The 15,230-nt window shown below is 70.7% G+C and carries 12 protein-coding genes; 5 read left to right on the forward strand and 7 right to left on the reverse strand.

What is annotated here, in order from left to right:
* Nucleotides 1-5: 5 nt before the first annotated feature.
* From ACFU5K_RS07245 to ACFU5K_RS07275, 7 genes are all read right to left on the reverse strand, one after another.
* The gene (locus ACFU5K_RS07245; RefSeq protein WP_384057841.1) at nt 6-1,226 is read right to left on the reverse strand and encodes a Gfo/Idh/MocA family protein; all 1,221 of its coding nucleotides are present in this window, start codon (nt 1,224-1,226) and stop codon (nt 6-8) included.
* A gap of 47 nt (nt 1,227-1,273) precedes the next feature.
* Complete coding sequence (locus ACFU5K_RS07250) at nt 1,274-2,311, reverse strand: substrate-binding domain-containing protein (protein WP_384057843.1); 1,038 nt, start codon at nt 2,309-2,311, stop codon at nt 1,274-1,276.
* A gap of 78 nt (nt 2,312-2,389) precedes the next feature.
* A complete protein-coding gene (locus tag ACFU5K_RS07255) occupies nt 2,390-3,442 on the reverse strand; it encodes an ABC transporter permease (protein ID WP_384057845.1) in 1,053 nt (350 codons plus the stop codon).
* Complete coding sequence (locus ACFU5K_RS07260; RefSeq protein WP_384057846.1) at nt 3,439-4,965, reverse strand: sugar ABC transporter ATP-binding protein; 1,527 nt, start codon at nt 4,963-4,965, stop codon at nt 3,439-3,441. Before ACFU5K_RS07260 ends, ACFU5K_RS07255 begins: the two co-directional genes overlap by 4 nt.
* A 275-nt stretch (nt 4,966-5,240) precedes the next feature.
* Entirely contained in the window at nt 5,241-6,422 is a 1,182-nt protein-coding gene (locus tag ACFU5K_RS07265; RefSeq protein ID WP_384057847.1) for an ROK family protein, read from the reverse strand.
* Between the two features lie 265 nt (nt 6,423-6,687).
* Nucleotides 6,688-7,365 (reverse strand): GntR family transcriptional regulator, encoded by a 678-nt coding sequence (locus ACFU5K_RS07270; RefSeq protein WP_384057849.1) that lies wholly within the window; start codon nt 7,363-7,365, stop codon nt 6,688-6,690.
* Nucleotides 7,366-7,443: 78 nt separating this feature from the next.
* Entirely contained in the window at nt 7,444-8,394 is a 951-nt protein-coding gene (locus ACFU5K_RS07275; protein WP_384057850.1) for a beta-ketoacyl-ACP synthase III, read from the reverse strand.
* A 277-nt stretch (nt 8,395-8,671) separates the two neighbouring features.
* Here ACFU5K_RS07275 and ACFU5K_RS07280 point away from each other — a divergent pair, with 277 nt between their 5' ends.
* The 5 genes from ACFU5K_RS07280 to fdhD are packed head-to-tail and all read left to right on the forward strand — an operon-like array spanning nt 8,672 to nt 15,228.
* The gene (locus ACFU5K_RS07280; RefSeq protein WP_384057851.1) at nt 8,672-9,661 is read left to right on the forward strand and encodes a 2-dehydropantoate 2-reductase; all 990 of its coding nucleotides are present in this window, start codon (nt 8,672-8,674) and stop codon (nt 9,659-9,661) included.
* Entirely contained in the window at nt 9,658-11,625 is a 1,968-nt protein-coding gene (locus ACFU5K_RS07285) for a molybdopterin oxidoreductase family protein (RefSeq protein WP_384057853.1), read from the forward strand. Before ACFU5K_RS07280 ends, ACFU5K_RS07285 begins: the two co-directional genes overlap by 4 nt.
* Complete coding sequence (locus tag ACFU5K_RS07290; protein ID WP_384057854.1) at nt 11,616-13,517, forward strand: NAD(P)H-dependent oxidoreductase subunit E; 1,902 nt, start codon at nt 11,616-11,618, stop codon at nt 13,515-13,517. The genes ACFU5K_RS07285 and ACFU5K_RS07290 overlap by 10 nt, the downstream gene beginning before the upstream one ends.
* Nucleotides 13,514-14,374 carry a 2Fe-2S iron-sulfur cluster-binding protein gene (locus tag ACFU5K_RS07295; protein ID WP_384057856.1) on the forward strand — a complete coding sequence of 287 codons (861 nt, stop codon included), beginning with the start codon at nt 13,514-13,516 and terminating at the stop codon, nt 14,372-14,374. The genes ACFU5K_RS07290 and ACFU5K_RS07295 overlap by 4 nt, the downstream gene beginning before the upstream one ends.
* Nucleotides 14,375-14,379: 5 nt before the next feature.
* Nucleotides 14,380-15,228 (forward strand): formate dehydrogenase accessory sulfurtransferase FdhD, encoded by an 849-nt coding sequence (gene fdhD, locus ACFU5K_RS07300; protein ID WP_384057858.1) that lies wholly within the window; start codon nt 14,380-14,382, stop codon nt 15,226-15,228.
* Nucleotides 15,229-15,230: the final 2 nt, after the last annotated feature.

Consider the following 15,230-nt stretch of genomic DNA (forward strand, 5'->3'; position numbering starts at 1 on the left):
ACCTCCTAGTAGGGCACCGGTGTGTAGACGGAGTTCTTGGCGGCGCTCTCCTCGACTGCGGCGAGGACCCGCTGAACCTGGAGCCCGTCGGCGAACGACGGTACGGGCGGGCGGCCTTCGGCGATGGTGCGCACCACGTCCCTGGCCTGGTGCACGAAGGTGTGCTCGTAGCCGAGGCCGTGACCCGGCGGCCACCACGCCTCCAGGTAGGGGTGCTGGGGCTCTGTGACGAGGATCCGCCGGAAGCCCGCGGTGGTGGCCGGCTCGGTGTGGTCGTGGAAGGAGAGTTCGTTGAGGCGTTCCAGGTCGAAGGCGATCGACCCCAGCTCACCGTTCATCTCCAGCCGGAGGGCGTTCTTGCGCCCGGCCGCCATCCGGGTCGCCTCGAAGGAGGCCAGGGCGCCGGACGCGAGACGTCCGGTGAACAGTGCCGCGTCGTCGACGGTGACCGTCCCTCGCACGGTACGGTCCGCGGAGCCCGAGAGCCCCGCGCCCGGACCCGCGAGCACGGGCCTCTCCCGGACGAAGGTCTCGCTCATCGCCGACACTCCCACCAGCGGCTCACCGGCCAGGTACTGGGCGAGGTCGACGATGTGGGCCCCGAGGTCCCCCAGCGCACCGGACCCGGCGTGCTCACGCTTGAGCCGCCAGGTCAGCGGCGACTCGGGGTCGACGAGCCAGTCCTGGAGATAGGTGGCCCGGACGTGCCGCAGGGTGCCCAGCCTTCCCTCCTCGATCATCCTGCGGGCGAAGGTGAGGGCGGGCACCTTGCGGTAGTTGAAGCCCACGATCGCCACCTGGCCCCGGGCGGAGGCGCGTTCGGCGGCGTCCACCATGGCCTCCGCCTCCGCGACGGTGTTGGCGAGCGGCTTCTCGCACAGCACGTGCTTGCCCGCCTCCAGCGCGGCGATGGCGATCTCCGCATGGCTGTCGCCGGGTGTGCAGATGTCGACCAGCTGCACGTCGTCCCGGGCGATGAGCGCACGCCAGTCGGTCTCCGCCGCCGCCCAGCCGTGCCGGGCGGCGGCGGCCTCGACGGCCGTACGGTCGCGTCCGCAGATCGCGGCGAGAGCCGGCCTCACCGGCAGGTCGAAGACGTGCCCCGCGGTGCGCCACCCCTGTGAGTGGGCGGCTCCCATGAACGCGTACCCGACCATGCCGACCCCGAGCGTCGCCGTCGGTGGCGGTGCTCCGGTCTCCTGCTCCGTCTCTTCCCTACGGGCCATGCGGACTTCCTCCTCGTCGGTGGTTCGGTGGCGGCGGTGGTGCGGGATCAGCTGAAGCCCGTCGGCAGGTACTGGTCGATGTTCTCCTTCGTGACCACGGCCGAGTAGAGCGTGAGCGAGGTCGGGATCTCCATCTCGGAGAGGCCCGCGACGCCCTTGTTCTGGCCGAGTGCGCGGGCCAGGTCGATCGCGGACGCGGCCATGGTCGGCGGGTACAGCACGGTCGCCTTCAGGACGCTGTTGTCGGCCTTGATGGCGTCCATCGCGGACTTCGCGCCGGCTCCGCCGACCATGATGAACTCGTCGCGCCCGGCCTGCTGGATGGCCCGCAGGGCGCCCACGCCCTGGTCGTCGTCGTGGTTCCAGAGGGCGTCGAACTGCTTCTGCGCCTGAAGCAGCTGCGCCATCTTCGCCTGCCCCGACTCCACCGTGAAGTCGGCCGCCTGACGGGCCACCAACTTGATGTTGGGGTAGTTCTTGAGGGCGTCGGCGAAGCCCTGGCTGCGCTGCTTGGTGAGTTCCAGGGCGTCGATGCCTGCGAGCTCGACGACCTTGGCGCCCGACTTGTCCTTGAGCTGTTCGCCGATGTAGTGCCCCGCGTTGAGGCCCATGCCGTAGTTGTCGCCGCCGACCCAGCAACGGTAGGCCTGCGGTGAGGCGAAGATGCGGTCGAGGTTGACGACCGGGATGCCCGCCTTCATGGCCTCCAGGCCGACCTGGGTGAGGGCCTTGCCGTCGGCGGGGAGGACGACGAGGACGTCGACCTTCTTGTTGATGAGCGTCTTGACCTGGCCGATCTGGATGGCCGTGTCGTTGGATCCCTCGGTGATCTCCAGGGTCACCTCGGAGTACTTCTCGGCCCGCGACTTGGCGTTGACGTTGATCGCGTTGAGCCATCCGTGGTCGGCCTGGGGCCCGGCGAAGCCGATGGTGACGGGCGTCCCCGGCTTGTCGTCGGCGGCGGGCTGGTTGCTCTGGGCGGCCGTCTTCTCCTTGGGCTCGTTGCTGGTGCAGGCGGTGAGGAAGGCTCCCGCGGAGACGGCCGCGGTGCCGAAGAGCAGTCCTCTGCGGCTGGTTTCTGGCATGGCTGTCGAACCCTTCATCCGGTGCGGTGTGTACGGAACAGCGGGTGGGTGATCAGTGCTCGGTCACGAGAGCGGTGCTCAGGTATCGCCGCCGCGCAGTGTGCGGCGCTGGACGAGGACGGCGGCGACGATGATGGCGCCCTTGGCGATCTGCTGGACGTCGCTCTGAAGGTTGTTGAGCGCGAAGATGTTCTGGATCGTGGTGAACACCAGGACCCCGAGCACCGAGCCGACGATGGTGCCCCGGCCGCCGCTCAGGAGGGTGCCGCCGATGATCGCGGCGGCGATGGCGTCGAGCTCGTAGAGGTTGCCGTTCGTGTTCTGGCCCGATCCGGACAGGATGACCAGCATGAAGGCGGCGATGCCGCAGCACAGCCCGGAGAGCAGGTAGAGGTAGAGACGCTGACGGCGTACGTCGATGCCGGCGAGCCGTGCCGCTTCCGCGTTGCCGCCGACGGCGACCGTGCGGCGCCCGAAGGTCGTGCGGTTCAGAATCAGCCACCCCGCCACGGTCACCGCCGCGAAGACGAGGACCAGGGGCGGGATACCGAGGACGTAACTGTCGGGCAGGCCCAGGTCCAGTACGGACTGGACGGTGACGATCTGCGTCTTGCCGTCGGTGAGCTGCAGGGCAAGGCCGCGCGCTGACGCGAGCATGGCCAGTGTCGCGATGAACGGGACCATGCCGCCGTACGCGATCAGGAGCCCGTTGACCAGACCGGCCCCGAGTCCGACGACCACGGCGGTGAACAGGATGCCCGCGAAGCCGAAGTCCTGGGTGGCGAGCGTCGTCGCCCAGACGGATGCGAGGGCCACCATCGCGCCGACCGACAGGTCGATGCCCCCGCTGATGATCACGAAGGTGACGCCGACGGTGACGACCCCGATGACGGAGGACTGCGTCAGGATCAGCTGGAGGTTCCCGGTGTCCAGGAACGCGTCCGGTTCGGTGAAACCGCCGACGGCTATCAGTACGGCGAGGACGCCGAGCAGCGACAGGTTCCGGACATCGGCGCGCAGGCCGAGTGCGCGCAGGCCACCGCCCTGCTTCGAGGGCGGCGCGGCGGCGGGACCGGCGACGGCCCCCTTCTCCGGCCCGTGGTGCTGCGCCGACGGTGCGGGCTGTGTCATGACGTCGGGCTCCCTTCCATGACGAGGTCGAGTACACGGTGCTCGTCGAGCTCCCTGGCATCGGCCGTGTGCACGACACGGCCCTCCCGGAGCACCAGCACCCGGTCGGCGAGGCCCAGCACTTCGGGCACTTCGCTGGAGACGAGCAGAACGGCGAGGCCTTCGTCGGCCAGCCGGCGGATCACGGCGTACAGCTCGGCGCGGGCGCCGACGTCGACGCCGCGGGTCGGTTCGTCGAGCAGCAGGACCCGGCATCCGCGGAGCAGCCAGCGGGCGAGGACCGCCTTCTGCTGGTTGCCGCCCGACAGGGTGCGCACCGCGGCGTCCGGGTTGTCCGGGCGCAGGGAGAGCTCGCGGGTCGCCGTCCGGGCGGCCTTGCGCTCCGCGCCCCGGTCGATCCAGCCGGCCCGGGCGAAGCGGGAGAGGGAGGAGACGGAGACGTTCCGGGTGACCGATTCGGTCAGCAGCAGGGCCTGAGCCTTGCGTTCCTCGGGCGCCAGGCCGATCCCCGCCGCCACCGCCGCCCGTACGCTGCCGGGGCGCAGGGGCTTTCCGCCGACCAGGACGCGTCCCGAGGACGGCTTGCGCGCGCCGTAGACGGTCTCCAGGATCTCGGAGCGCCCGGAGCCCACGAGCCCGGCCAGTCCGACGATCTCACCGGGCCTCAGCTCCAGGTCCACCGGTTCGAACTCGCCCTCACGGCTGAGGCCTTCGACCCGCAGCACCGGCTCGTCCGCGGTGTGCGCGGTACCGGGCGCGGGCCGCTCGGGGAAGACATACTCGACGTTGCGGCCGGTCATCATGGCAACGATGTCGCGTGTGGGGGTGGACTTGGCGGGAAGGCCGACGGCGACGGCCCTGCCGTCCTTGAGCACGGTCACACGGTCGCCGATACGGCGGATCTCCTCCAGCCGGTGCGAGATGTAGACGACGGCCACACCGTCGGCGGTCAGGCCGTCGACGATGCGGAAGAGGTTGTCGACCTCGTCGGGGTCGAGTGCCGCGGAGGGCTCGTCCATTACGATGAGGCGGACGTCGTGGGAGAGGGCCCGCGCCATGGAGACGATCTGCTGGTGCGCTGCGGAGAGGTCACCGACCGCGCGCGCGGGGTCGATCTCCGGGTGCCCGAGTCGCTTCAGGAGGGCGGCGGCCATGGTGCGGCCCTCGCGGGTGCGGACGACGAAGCCCGCGCTGGTGGGCTCGTGCCCGAGGAAGACGTTCTCCGCGACCGACAGGCCCTCCACCAGGTCGAGTTCCTGGTAGATGGTGGCGATTCCCAGGCGCATCGCGGTGATCGGCGAGGAGAGCTGGACCGGCTCGCCGCTCCAGGTGATGGCGCCGTCGTCCGGCTGGTGGGCCCCGGCCAGCACCTTGATGAGGGTGGACTTGCCGGCACCGTTCTGGCCGAGGAGACAATGGACTTCGCCGGCCTGGACCTCCAGGTCCACACCGTCGAGGGCGCGGACTCCGGGGAACGACTTGGTGATGCCGGACATCGTGAGCAGGGGTGGTTCTGGTGCCATGACGATTCCCCTCGGCGAATGGGGTCTCCCCGGCTCGGACGGGGCCGAGGGCCCGGGGAGGGCCGGTGAGCGGGCAGGAGCGCAGTGCCGGCGGTGCCGTACTGCTGACGGGAGTAGCTGCGTGGTGCGTGCCGTGCTGCCGTGCGAGGTGCTGGCTGTGCGTGCCGTACGTGGTGCAGACGGTGCGTGGTGCGTGCCGTGCGGGCGGTGCTAGGGCCGGGGTGTTCACCGAGGTGACTGCTGGACCCTCGCTGAACAGCACACCGGCTCCGACATCAGGCCGGTGAGAACAGGTGGTCGCTGATGAGCCTGGCCGCGCCGGTCACTCCGGCGACGGGCCCCAACTCACCGAGGACGATGGGGAGGTTGCCGGTGGCCAGCGGCAACGACTGCCGGTAGACCTGGGTACGGACGCTGGCCAGGAGATTGTGCCCCAGGCCGGTCACCCCGCCGCCGATCACGACGAGACCCGGATTGAAGAAGCTGACGAGTCCCGCGATGACCTGGCCCACCCGGTTGCCGCCCTCGCGGATCAGGTCGAGCGCGGTGGGGTCGCCCGCCGCCGCGGCGGCCGCCACGTCGACGGCCGTGAGCCTGCCGGCCGAGTCCAGTCGGGCCGCCAGTTCGGCGGACCGGCCGGCGCGGGCGGCGTCCTCGGCGTCACGGGCCAGGGCCGCGCCGCTGAAGTGGGCTTCCAGACAGCCGCGGTTGCCGCAGGCGCAGGCACGCCCGTCGGGTTCCACCTGGATGTGGCCGATGTCCCCGGCGCTGCCCGTCGTACCGCGGTAGACCTCGCCGCCCACGACGATGCCGCAGCCGATACCCGTACCGATCTTGATGCAGAGGAAGTCGCCCACGGATCGGGCCACGCCCGCGTGCTGCTCCCCCATCGCCATCAGGTTCACGTCGTTGTCGACCATGACGGGGCAGCCGAGTTCCTGGCTCAGCGCCTCGCGGACCGGGAATCCGTCCCAGCCCGGCATGATCGGGGGTGCGACCGGCACGCCCTCGGGGAAGCGGACCGGTCCGGGAACCCCGATGCCGGCGCCGTCGAAACCCTCGGCGAGCCCGGAGGCCCGGAGCTTGGCCGCCATGGACAGTACCTGTTCGAAGATGGCGACGGGTCCCTCGCGCACGTCCATCGGGTGGTTGAGGTGTCCGAGGACCTCCAGCTCCGCGTTGGTCACGGCGACGTCCACGGACGTCGCGCCGATGTCGACCCCGAGGAAGCGCAGTTCGGGGGCGAGCCTGATGTTGTGGGAACGGCGTCCGCCTCGCGAGGCGGCGAGTCCGTCAGCCACGACGAGCCCGGTCTCCAGCAGCCGGTCCACCTCGACGGCGAGCTTCGAACGCGAGAGGTCGACCTGGTCACCCAGCTGCGCACGGGAGTTGGGACCGCCGTTCCGCAACAGCCGGAGCAGCCGCGCCTGGTGCGTGTTCGCGGGTCGTGCCGTCATGCGTCTCACGCGTCCCTCCCCGCCACAATCGGCCAGTCCGTCGGGCTTTCGAGGGGAACGTAGCAGCGGTTTACCCGAGTGGGAAGAAGTTGCGCACGAATCCGCTCCAACTTTCTCCACACTCAGGACAAAGATGCCGCCGTGGCAAGGAAGGGTGGATGCGGGCCGGTCCTCGCGGCGTCGCGAAAGGTGGACGGGGCGCACGCGCACGACGAAGGCCGGGGCGTTCACCCCGGCCTTCGTCGATGTGAGGCAACCGTCGTGGTCAGGCCTGTTCGCGACGGTGGTAGGTCTGCCGGGTGTGCTCGGTGTGGGCCCGCATGATCTCCGTCGCCCGCTGCTCGTCCCGGTCGGCGATCGCGGCGATGAGAGCGCGGTGCTCGATCCAGGACTGGGTGCCGCGCTGACGGGCCACCGGCGTGTAGTACCAGCGGACCCGCCGGTCCACCTGCCCCGCGAGCTCGGCCAGGACGACGTTGCCCGCCAGTTCCATGACCTTGGCGTGGAACGCGGCGTTCGTGGCGACGGCGAGGTCCACGTCGTCGGCGGCGACGGCCCGCTCACCCTGCGAGCAGAGCTCCTCCAGGATCTCGATGCCGGGCCGGCCGGAGTTGGCGGCGGCGAGCCTGGCGGCCTCGGCCTCCAGCAGCGTACGCACCGAGAGGAGCTGGTCGGCCTCCTCCTCGGTGGGTTCGTGCACGAACGCCCCCTGCGCGGGACGCAGATCGACCCAGCCCTCGGTGTTCAGCCGCTGGAGCGCCTCGCGCACCGGCTGCCGCGACACACCGAGGTGCCCGGCCAGCTCGCTCTCCACGAGGTGCTGGCCGGGCCTGAGCGCGCGCGTGGTGATCAGTTCGAGGAGCGCCTCGTAGACGCGCTCGCGCAGCGGCCCCGGCCGTTCCAGCTTCGGCACCGTTCCATGCGGCAGTCCTGCGGACAACATCGCGGTCCCCCTCCGGGCGCCCGGGCAGCCATTGCTTATCGTCTACAGTCTACCGAGCACAATGTCTCCGCGGGGGCATCAGGGGCAGCGGATCACCTGACCCGCGTACGAAAGGTTGCCCCCGAAGCCGAAGAGCAGGACAGGCGCACCGCTCTCGACCTCTCCCCGCTCCACCAGTTTGGACAGGGCCATCGGGATCGAGGCGGCAGAGGTGTTGCCCGAATCCACGACGTCCTTGGCGATGACGGCGTTGACCGCGCCGATCTTCCTGGCGACGGGTTCGATGATCCTCAGATTGGCCTGGTGCAGGACCACGGCGGCGAGTTCCTCGGGCGTGACACCGGCGCGTTCGCAGACCTTGCGGGCGATCGGCGGCAGCTGCGTGGTCGCCCAGCGGTAGACGGACTGGCCCTCCTGGGCGAACCGAGGGGGCGTGCCCTCGATGCGCACGGCATTGCCCATTTCCGGCACCGAACCCCACAGGACGGGCCCGATCCCGGGCCTGTCACCCCCGTCCGGGTCGGCGGTCACGACGGCCGCCCCCGCGCCGTCACCCATCAGGACACAGGTGGAACGGTCGGTCCAGTCGACGATGTCACCCATCTTGTCGGCCCCGATGACGAGGACACGCTCGGCCGCGCCGGCCCGGATCGCATGGTCGGCGGTGGCGAGCGCGTGGGTGAAACCGGAGCAGACCACGTTGATGTCCATCACCGCGGGGGACCCCAGGCCCAGCCGCGCGGCGACCCGGGCGGACATGCTCGGCGAACGGTCGATCGCCGTGGAGGTGGCGACGAGGACCATGTCGATGTCGGCGGGCTGCAGCCCCGCCGCGGCCAGCGCCTTGGCCGCCGCGTGCGCGGCCAGTTCGTCCACGGGCTCGTCCGGTCCGCCCACGTGCCGGGTTCTGATGCCGACCCGGCTGGTGATCCACTCGTCACTGGTGTCCACCATCGCCGCCAGGTCCTGGTTGGTGAGGACCTTGGCGGGCTGGTAGTGGCCGAGCGCCACGACACGTGAGCCGGTCATGTACGGGTTCCCCTCGCTACGTCTGGCAGGAACTATCCAGTCTTGGTTGCTACCGACCGGTACAGGGGCACGTGATCCCACAGGATTACGGCCTCGAGGTTGGAGCGTCTCGAACAGCTCACCGGGAACTCGCGCCGACACACCGTCGGCACACCGGAAACGCAGATGGAGCAGGCACTCGCTGTCACGAGTATTGACCACCTCCAACAGCATACTGTAGACAATATTCTGTCGACTTGACACCCTCGCTCGGTCCTCTCACCGAACGGAGAGCCCCGTGAAAGTCGCAGTTGTCGGTGCCGGAGCCATCGGTGCCTATGTCGGGGCCGCGCTCCACCGCGCCGGCGCCGAGGTCCACCTCATCGCCCGGGGCCCGCACCTGGCGGCCATGCGCCGCGACGGCGTGCGCGTGCTCAGCCCGCGCGGTGACTTCACCGCACGGCCCGCGGCGACCGACGACCCGTCGGACGTCGGACCCGTCGACTACGTGTTCCTCGGTCTGAAGGCGAACTCGTACGCACGGTCGGGACCGCTGGTCCACCCGCTGATGCACAAGGACACGGCGGTGATAGCCGCTCAGAACGGCATCCCCTGGTGGTACTTCCACGGCCTGACGGGCCCTTACACCGGGCGCAGGCTCGACAGTGTCGACCCGGCCGGCTCGGTCAGCGCCACCCTTCCGCCCGAACGCGCCATCGGATGCGTGGTCTACGCCGCCACCGAGATCGAGGCACCTGGCGTGGTCCGCCATCTCGAAGGCACCCGGTTCTCCATCGGCGAGCCGGACCTGTCCGTGTCGGACCGCTGCCTGGCCTTCAGCGAGGCCATGGTCGCGGGCGGGCTCAAGTGCCCCGTGGAGTCCGATCTCCGCAAGGACATCTGGATCAAACTGCTCGGCAACATCTCCTTCAACCCGATCAGCGCGCTGGCCCGCGCCACCATGGGCCAGATCTGCCGCCATCCGGACACCCGCGCGCTCGTCGAGTCGATGATGCGCGAGACCCTCGACGTGGCGGCCGCCGTGGGCTGCCGCCCCGAGATCTCCGTGGAGCGGCGCATCGCCGGCGCCGAGCGCGTCGGGGACCACAAGACCTCCACCCTCCAGGACCTGGAGAAGGGCAAACCCCTCGAACTCGACGTGCTGCTCGCGGCCGTCGTCGAGCTGGCCGAACTGGCCGGCACGCCCGTACCGACGCTGCGCGCCGTGCACGCGCTCGCGGATCTCCTCGCCACCACCTCCTCCGCCCCAGCAGGGAGCGCACCATGACCAGCGACCGCACAGGCGGCAGGAACCCCGGCGGGAAGCGCAGGGGCCGGCAGCCGAAGACGTACGAACGCCTCACCCACCCCCTCGTCCGCTCCGAGGACGGGGTGCTGCGCCGCGCGAGCTGGGACGAGGCTCTGACCAGGGCGGCCGAGGGCTTCCGGCGCACCCGGGAGGCATACGGACCCGATGCCTTCGCGATGCTGTCCTGCGCACGCGCCACCAACGAGATGAACTACGTGGCACAGAAGTTCACCCGGGTCGTGATGGGCACGAACAACGTGGACTCGTGCAACCGCACGTGCCACGCGCCCAGCGTCGCCGGGCTCTCCGCCGCCTTCGGGTCCGGCGGCGGCACCTCGTCCTACGAGGAGGTGGAACACACCGACCTGATCGTGATGTGGGGCTCCAACGCCCGCTTCGCGCACCCGATCTTCTTCCAGCACGTGCTGAAGGGCATCCGCAACGGCGCCCGTATGCACGCCGTCGACCCGCGCCGCACGTCGACCGCCGAATGGGCGGAGAGCTGGCTCGGCCTCGATGTCGGCACGGACATCCCGCTCGCGCACGCCATCGGCCGGGAGATCATCCACGCCGGGCTGGTCAACCGGGCCTTCGTAGACCGCGCGACCAGCGGGTACGAGGAGTACGCGGCCCTCGTCGAACCCTGGACCCTGAGCGCCGCCGAGAAGGTCACCGGGGTGCCGGCCGAAGCGATCCGGGACCTCGCTCACGCATACGCCACGGCCGAACGGGCCCAGCTCTGCTGGACCCTGGGCATCACCGAGCACCACAACGGCACCGACAACGTCCGCGCGCTGATCAACCTCTGCCTGCTCACCGGCCACGTCGGACGGTACGGCTCGGGGGTCCAGCCCCTGCGCGGGCAGAACAACGTGCAGGGTGGCGGTGACATGGGAGCCATCCCCAACCGCCTGCCCGGCTTCCAGGACATCCTCGACCCGCCCGTACGGCGGAAGTTCGAGCTGTCCTGGGACACCGTAATCCAGCCGAGGTACGGCAAGACGCTGACCGAGATGTTCGAGGCGATGGAGACCGGCGACCTGCGGGCGGTGTACTGCATCGGGGAGAACCCCGCCCAGTCGGAGGCCGACAGCGACCAGGCCGTACGGCGGCTGCGGGCCCTGGACCACCTGGTGGTGCAGGACATCTTCCTGACGAAGACCGCCGAACTGGCCGACGTCGTCCTGCCGGCCACGGCCGCCTGGGCCGAGACCGACGGCACCACCACGAACAGCGAGCGCCGGGTGCAGCGGGTCCGCGCCGCGCTCACGCCACCGGGCGAGGCCCGCGAGGACATCGACATCATCTGCGCGATGGCCGGACACCTGGGCCACGACTGGAAGTTCGACGATGCCGAGACCGTCTGGAACGAGCTGCGCTCCCTGTCCCCGGACCACTTCGGGATGACGTACGAACGGCTCGCCGAGCACCAGGGGCTGCAGTGGCCGTGCCCCGACACGGAGAAGCTGCCTTCGGGCTTCCTGCACGCGAGGCTCTGGGAGACCGATCCGGTGCGGCGCGGCCCCGCCGCACCGTTCGGCCTGGTGCAGCACGACCCCCCGGTCGACCTCACCGACGAGGCCTACCCGCTGCGACTGACCACGGGGCGCCGACTGGACTCGTACAACACGGGCGTACAGAGCGGGAGTTATGCCTCTCCACTGCGCCGCGGCGAGTACATCGAGCTCTGCCCCGAGGACGCCGAGACCTATGGCGTCGAGCGCGGCGAGGAGGTGCGGGTCTCCTCACGCCGGGGCAGCGTCACCGCTCCCGTCTGGATCGATCCCGCACTGCGTCCGGGCCTGGCGTTCATGACGATGCACTTCCCCGACGAGGTCGACACGAACCAGCTGACCATCGAGGCGAACTGCCCGATCGCGGGCACCGCCGAGTTCAAGGCCTCCGCCGTCCGGATAGAGAAGCTGGTGCCCGCATGGACCTGAGGTACACCGACGCCGTTCCCTCCGACGCCGAGCGTGAAGCGGTCGACGCCCTGCTGGGGCCTCCGCCGTCCGGCTGGGAGGGCGGCGCCGAGCGCACGGACGAGGACCTGCGCTGGGCGAAGGGGGGCGCCTCGGCGGCCAAGGACCGCCGCGACCAGTTGCTGCCCGCGCTGCACACGGTGAACGACCGGGTCGGCTGGATCAGCGAGGGCGCGCTGAACTACATCTGCCGCCGGCTGACGGTCCCACCGGCCGAGGCGTACGGGGTGGCGACGTTCTACGCCATGTTCTCGGTGCGCCCGCGCCCGGCGAAGGTGCTCCACGTCTGCACGGACCTGGCCTGCGCGGCCCGTGGCTCGGCCACCGTGTGCGCGGACCTCACCGACCGGCTGGGCCCGCCGGGCACTCCGGCCGAGGGTGCCGTGTGGCAGGAGAGCCCCTGTCTGGGGCTGTGCGAGCGGGCACCGGCGGCACTGCTGCTCCAGGCCGGGCCGGAGGCCCCCTCCGGCGGGGGCCGCACGGCGGCCGGGGACGGTACTGCCGCCGGGGACGCCCAGCGCCACTGCGCGGTCATCGCCCCCGCCACGGCGCCCGCTCTGGTCGCCGCAGCACGCTCACCCCGGGACGCCCCCGAGGAGCCGCCGGCCGCCGTGGCGGTCCCCCAGGCCGGGGACCCGGCTCTCGTCCTGCTCAGGCGTGTCGGTACCGTCGACCCCGAGTCCCTGGACGACTACCGCGCCACCGGGGGCTACGCCGCACTGCGCCGCGCCTTCGCGCTCGGCCCGGCCGGCGTGATCCGCGAGGTCCTCGACGCGGGGCTCGTGGGGCGGGGCGGCGCCGCGTTCCCCACCGGACGCAAGTGGCAGGCGACCGCCCAACAGGCGGACGGCCCGCACTACCTGGTCTGCAACGCCGACGAGAGCGAGCCCGGCACCTTCAAGGACCGCGTGCTTATGGAAGGCGACCCGTACGCCCTGGTCGAGGCCATGACGATCGCCGGGTACGCCATCGGCGCCCGGCAGGGCTACATCTATCTGCGCGGCGAGTACCCGCGCGCCCACGAGCGGCTGAGCCGCGCGCTGGCCGGCGCCCGCACCCGGGGGCTGCTCGGCCCCGACGTCCTCGGGCAGGGTTACGCGTTCGACATCGAGATCCGGCGGGGCGCGGGCGCGTACATCTGCGGCGAGGAGACCGCGATCTTCAACTCCATCGAGGGGCAGCGCGGCGAGCCGCGCTCCAAGCCGCCCTTCCCGGTGGAGAAGGGCCTCTTCGGCAAGCCGACCGCCGTCAACAACGTCGAGACTCTGGTGAACGTGCTGCCGATCCTGGAGCACGGGGCCGCCGCCTACGCGGCGACGGGCACGGAGACGTCCACCGGCACCAAGCTGTTCTGCGTCTCCGGGCAGGTGGCCCGCCCGGGTGTCTACGAACTTCCCTTCGGTGCGGACCTCAGGGAGCTGCTCGACCTCGCGGGACCACCCGAGCGTCTGCGGGCCGTGCTGCTCGGCGGCGCGGCAGGCGGTTTCGTCCGTCCCGACGAGCTGGACGTGCCCCTCACCTTCGAGGGGACCCGCGCCGCCGGGACGACACTCGGCTCGGGTGTCGTCCTGGTCCTGGACGACACGGTGGAACTCCCGCGTGTGCTGCTGCGCATCGCGGAGTTCTTCCGTGACGAGTCGTGCGGCCAGTGCGTGCCCTGCCGGGTGGGGACCGTACGGCAGGAGGAGGCCCTGCACAGGATCGTGGACCGCACGGGCGCGGCGGCCGCCGAGGACATCGCGCTCATGCGGGAGGTGGGGCAGGCCATGCGCGACGCCTCGATCTGCGGTCTGGGCCAGACCGCGTGGAACGCCGTGGAATCCGCCATCGACCGTCTGGGGGTCTACAAGTGACCGCTGTCCCGCTCCAGCCACCGCGCCGCCTCGTCTCGTTCACGCTGGACGGCGAGGAGACCCGCGTCCCGGAGGGCTCGACGATCCTGGACGCCTGCCGCTCGGCCGGCACCGACATCCCGACCCTGTGCCAGGGCGACACGCTCACGCCGAAGAACGCGTGCCGGGTGTGCGTGGTCGAGGTGGAGGGCGCGCGCACGCTCGCGCCCGCCTGCTCCCGGCGGGCCGAGCCGGGTATGACGGTCCGCACGGACACCGAACGGGCCACGCACAGCCGCAAGGTGGTACTGGAGCTGCTGGCCTCCTCGACGGACCTGTCGACGACCCCGCGGGCGGCCGAGTGGATCAAGGAGTACGAGGCGAAACCCGACCGTTTCGGCGCGGACGCCGCACGGGTCGCCGAACAGCCCAGGATCGACAACGATCTCTACGTCCGCGACTACGACAAGTGCATCCTCTGCTACAAGTGCGTCGACGCATGCGGTGACCAGTGGCAGAACACGTTCGCCATCGCCGTCGCCGGGCGCGGGTTCGACGCCCGCATATCCACGGAGTACGACGCTCCCCTGCCCGACTCGGCCTGTGTCTTCTGCGGCAACTGCATCGAGGTGTGTCCGACCGGGGCGCTCTCGTTCAGCACGGAGTTCGGTATGCGGGCCGCCGGGACGTGGGACGAGCCCGCCCAGACGCAGACCACCACGGTCTGCGCCTACTGCGGCGTGGGCTGCAACGTGACCCTCCACGTGCAGGACAACGAGATCGTCAAGGTCACCTCGCCGCATGACAACCCCGTGACCCATGGCAACCTCTGTATCAAGGGCCGGTTCGGCTTCCAACACGTACAGAATCGGGATTGACGGCTATGGGACGGGTCACCGAGCGTCGCCGCATCATCCGCATCCGGGACGGGGCGGTCACCACACGCCCCGACACCCTCGTCGCCGAGGAGCCACTGGAGATCCGGCTGAACGGCAAGCCGCTCGCCATCACCATGCGCACCCCGGGCGACGACTTCGCGCTCGCGGCGGGCTTCCTGGTGAGCGAGGGCGTGATCGGTGAGGGCTCCGACGTGCAGTCGATCGTGTACTGCGCCGGAGCGAGGGCCGACGGTGTGAACACGTACAACGTGGTGGACGTGAAGCTGGCGCCGGGCGTAGTGGTCCCCGACATCACGCTGGAGCGCAACGTCTACACCACCTCGTCCTGCGGCCTGTGCGGCAAGGCCAGTCTCGACGCGGTCCGCACGACGACCCGCCATCCCGTCTCCGACACTCCCCCGGTCCGGGTGACACCCGCACTGCTCTCCGCTCTCCCCGACCGGCTGCGCGAGGCGCAGCGGGTGTTCGACCGGACCGGGGGCCTGCACGCCGCGGCGCTGTTCTCGTCGGAGGGCGAGCTGCTGGACATCCGGGAGGACGTCGGCCGGCACAACGCGGTCGACAAGCTCGTGGGGCGTGCCCTCACCGACAACCGGCTGCCCCTCTCCCAGTCGATTCTGCTGGTGTCGGGGCGCGCTTCCTTCGAACTGGCGCAGAAGGCGGTGATGGCGGGGATCCCGATGCTGGTGGCGGTCTCGGCGCCGTCGTCGCTGGCCGTGGACCTCGCGGCCGAGAGCGGACTGACCCTCGTGGGTTTCCTGCGGGGGCAGTCCATGAACGTGTACGCGGGTGACCACCGCATCGCCCTCGAGGCGACGGTGGGCCAGGGCTGATC

Origin of the sequence: Streptomyces sp. NPDC057428 (genome assembly GCF_042803195.1) — a bacterium.
Taxonomy (GTDB): Bacteria; Actinomycetota; Actinomycetes; order Streptomycetales; family Streptomycetaceae; genus Streptomyces.

Excerpts from the sequence above, each read along its gene's own strand:
- ACFU5K_RS07285 (WP_384057853.1), top strand. The coding sequence starts at position 9,658 with ATGACCAGCGACCGCACAGGCGGCAGGAACCCCGGCGGGAAGCGCAGG.
- fdhD (WP_384057858.1), top strand. The coding sequence starts at position 14,380 with ATGGGACGGGTCACCGAGCGTCGCCGCATCATCCGCATCCGGGACGGG.
- ACFU5K_RS07265 (WP_384057847.1), bottom strand. The coding sequence starts at position 6,422 with ATGACGGCACGACCCGCGAACACGCACCAGGCGCGGCTGCTCCGGCTG.
- ACFU5K_RS07290 (WP_384057854.1), top strand. The coding sequence starts at position 11,616 with ATGGACCTGAGGTACACCGACGCCGTTCCCTCCGACGCCGAGCGTGAA.
- ACFU5K_RS07260 (WP_384057846.1), bottom strand. The coding sequence starts at position 4,965 with ATGGCACCAGAACCACCCCTGCTCACGATGTCCGGCATCACCAAGTCG.
- ACFU5K_RS07270 (WP_384057849.1), bottom strand. The coding sequence starts at position 7,365 with ATGTTGTCCGCAGGACTGCCGCATGGAACGGTGCCGAAGCTGGAACGG.
- ACFU5K_RS07245 (WP_384057841.1), bottom strand. The coding sequence starts at position 1,226 with ATGGCCCGTAGGGAAGAGACGGAGCAGGAGACCGGAGCACCGCCACCG.
- ACFU5K_RS07255 (WP_384057845.1), bottom strand. The coding sequence starts at position 3,442 with ATGACACAGCCCGCACCGTCGGCGCAGCACCACGGGCCGGAGAAGGGG.
- ACFU5K_RS07250 (WP_384057843.1), bottom strand. The coding sequence starts at position 2,311 with ATGCCAGAAACCAGCCGCAGAGGACTGCTCTTCGGCACCGCGGCCGTC.
- ACFU5K_RS07275 (WP_384057850.1), bottom strand. The coding sequence starts at position 8,394 with ATGACCGGCTCACGTGTCGTGGCGCTCGGCCACTACCAGCCCGCCAAG.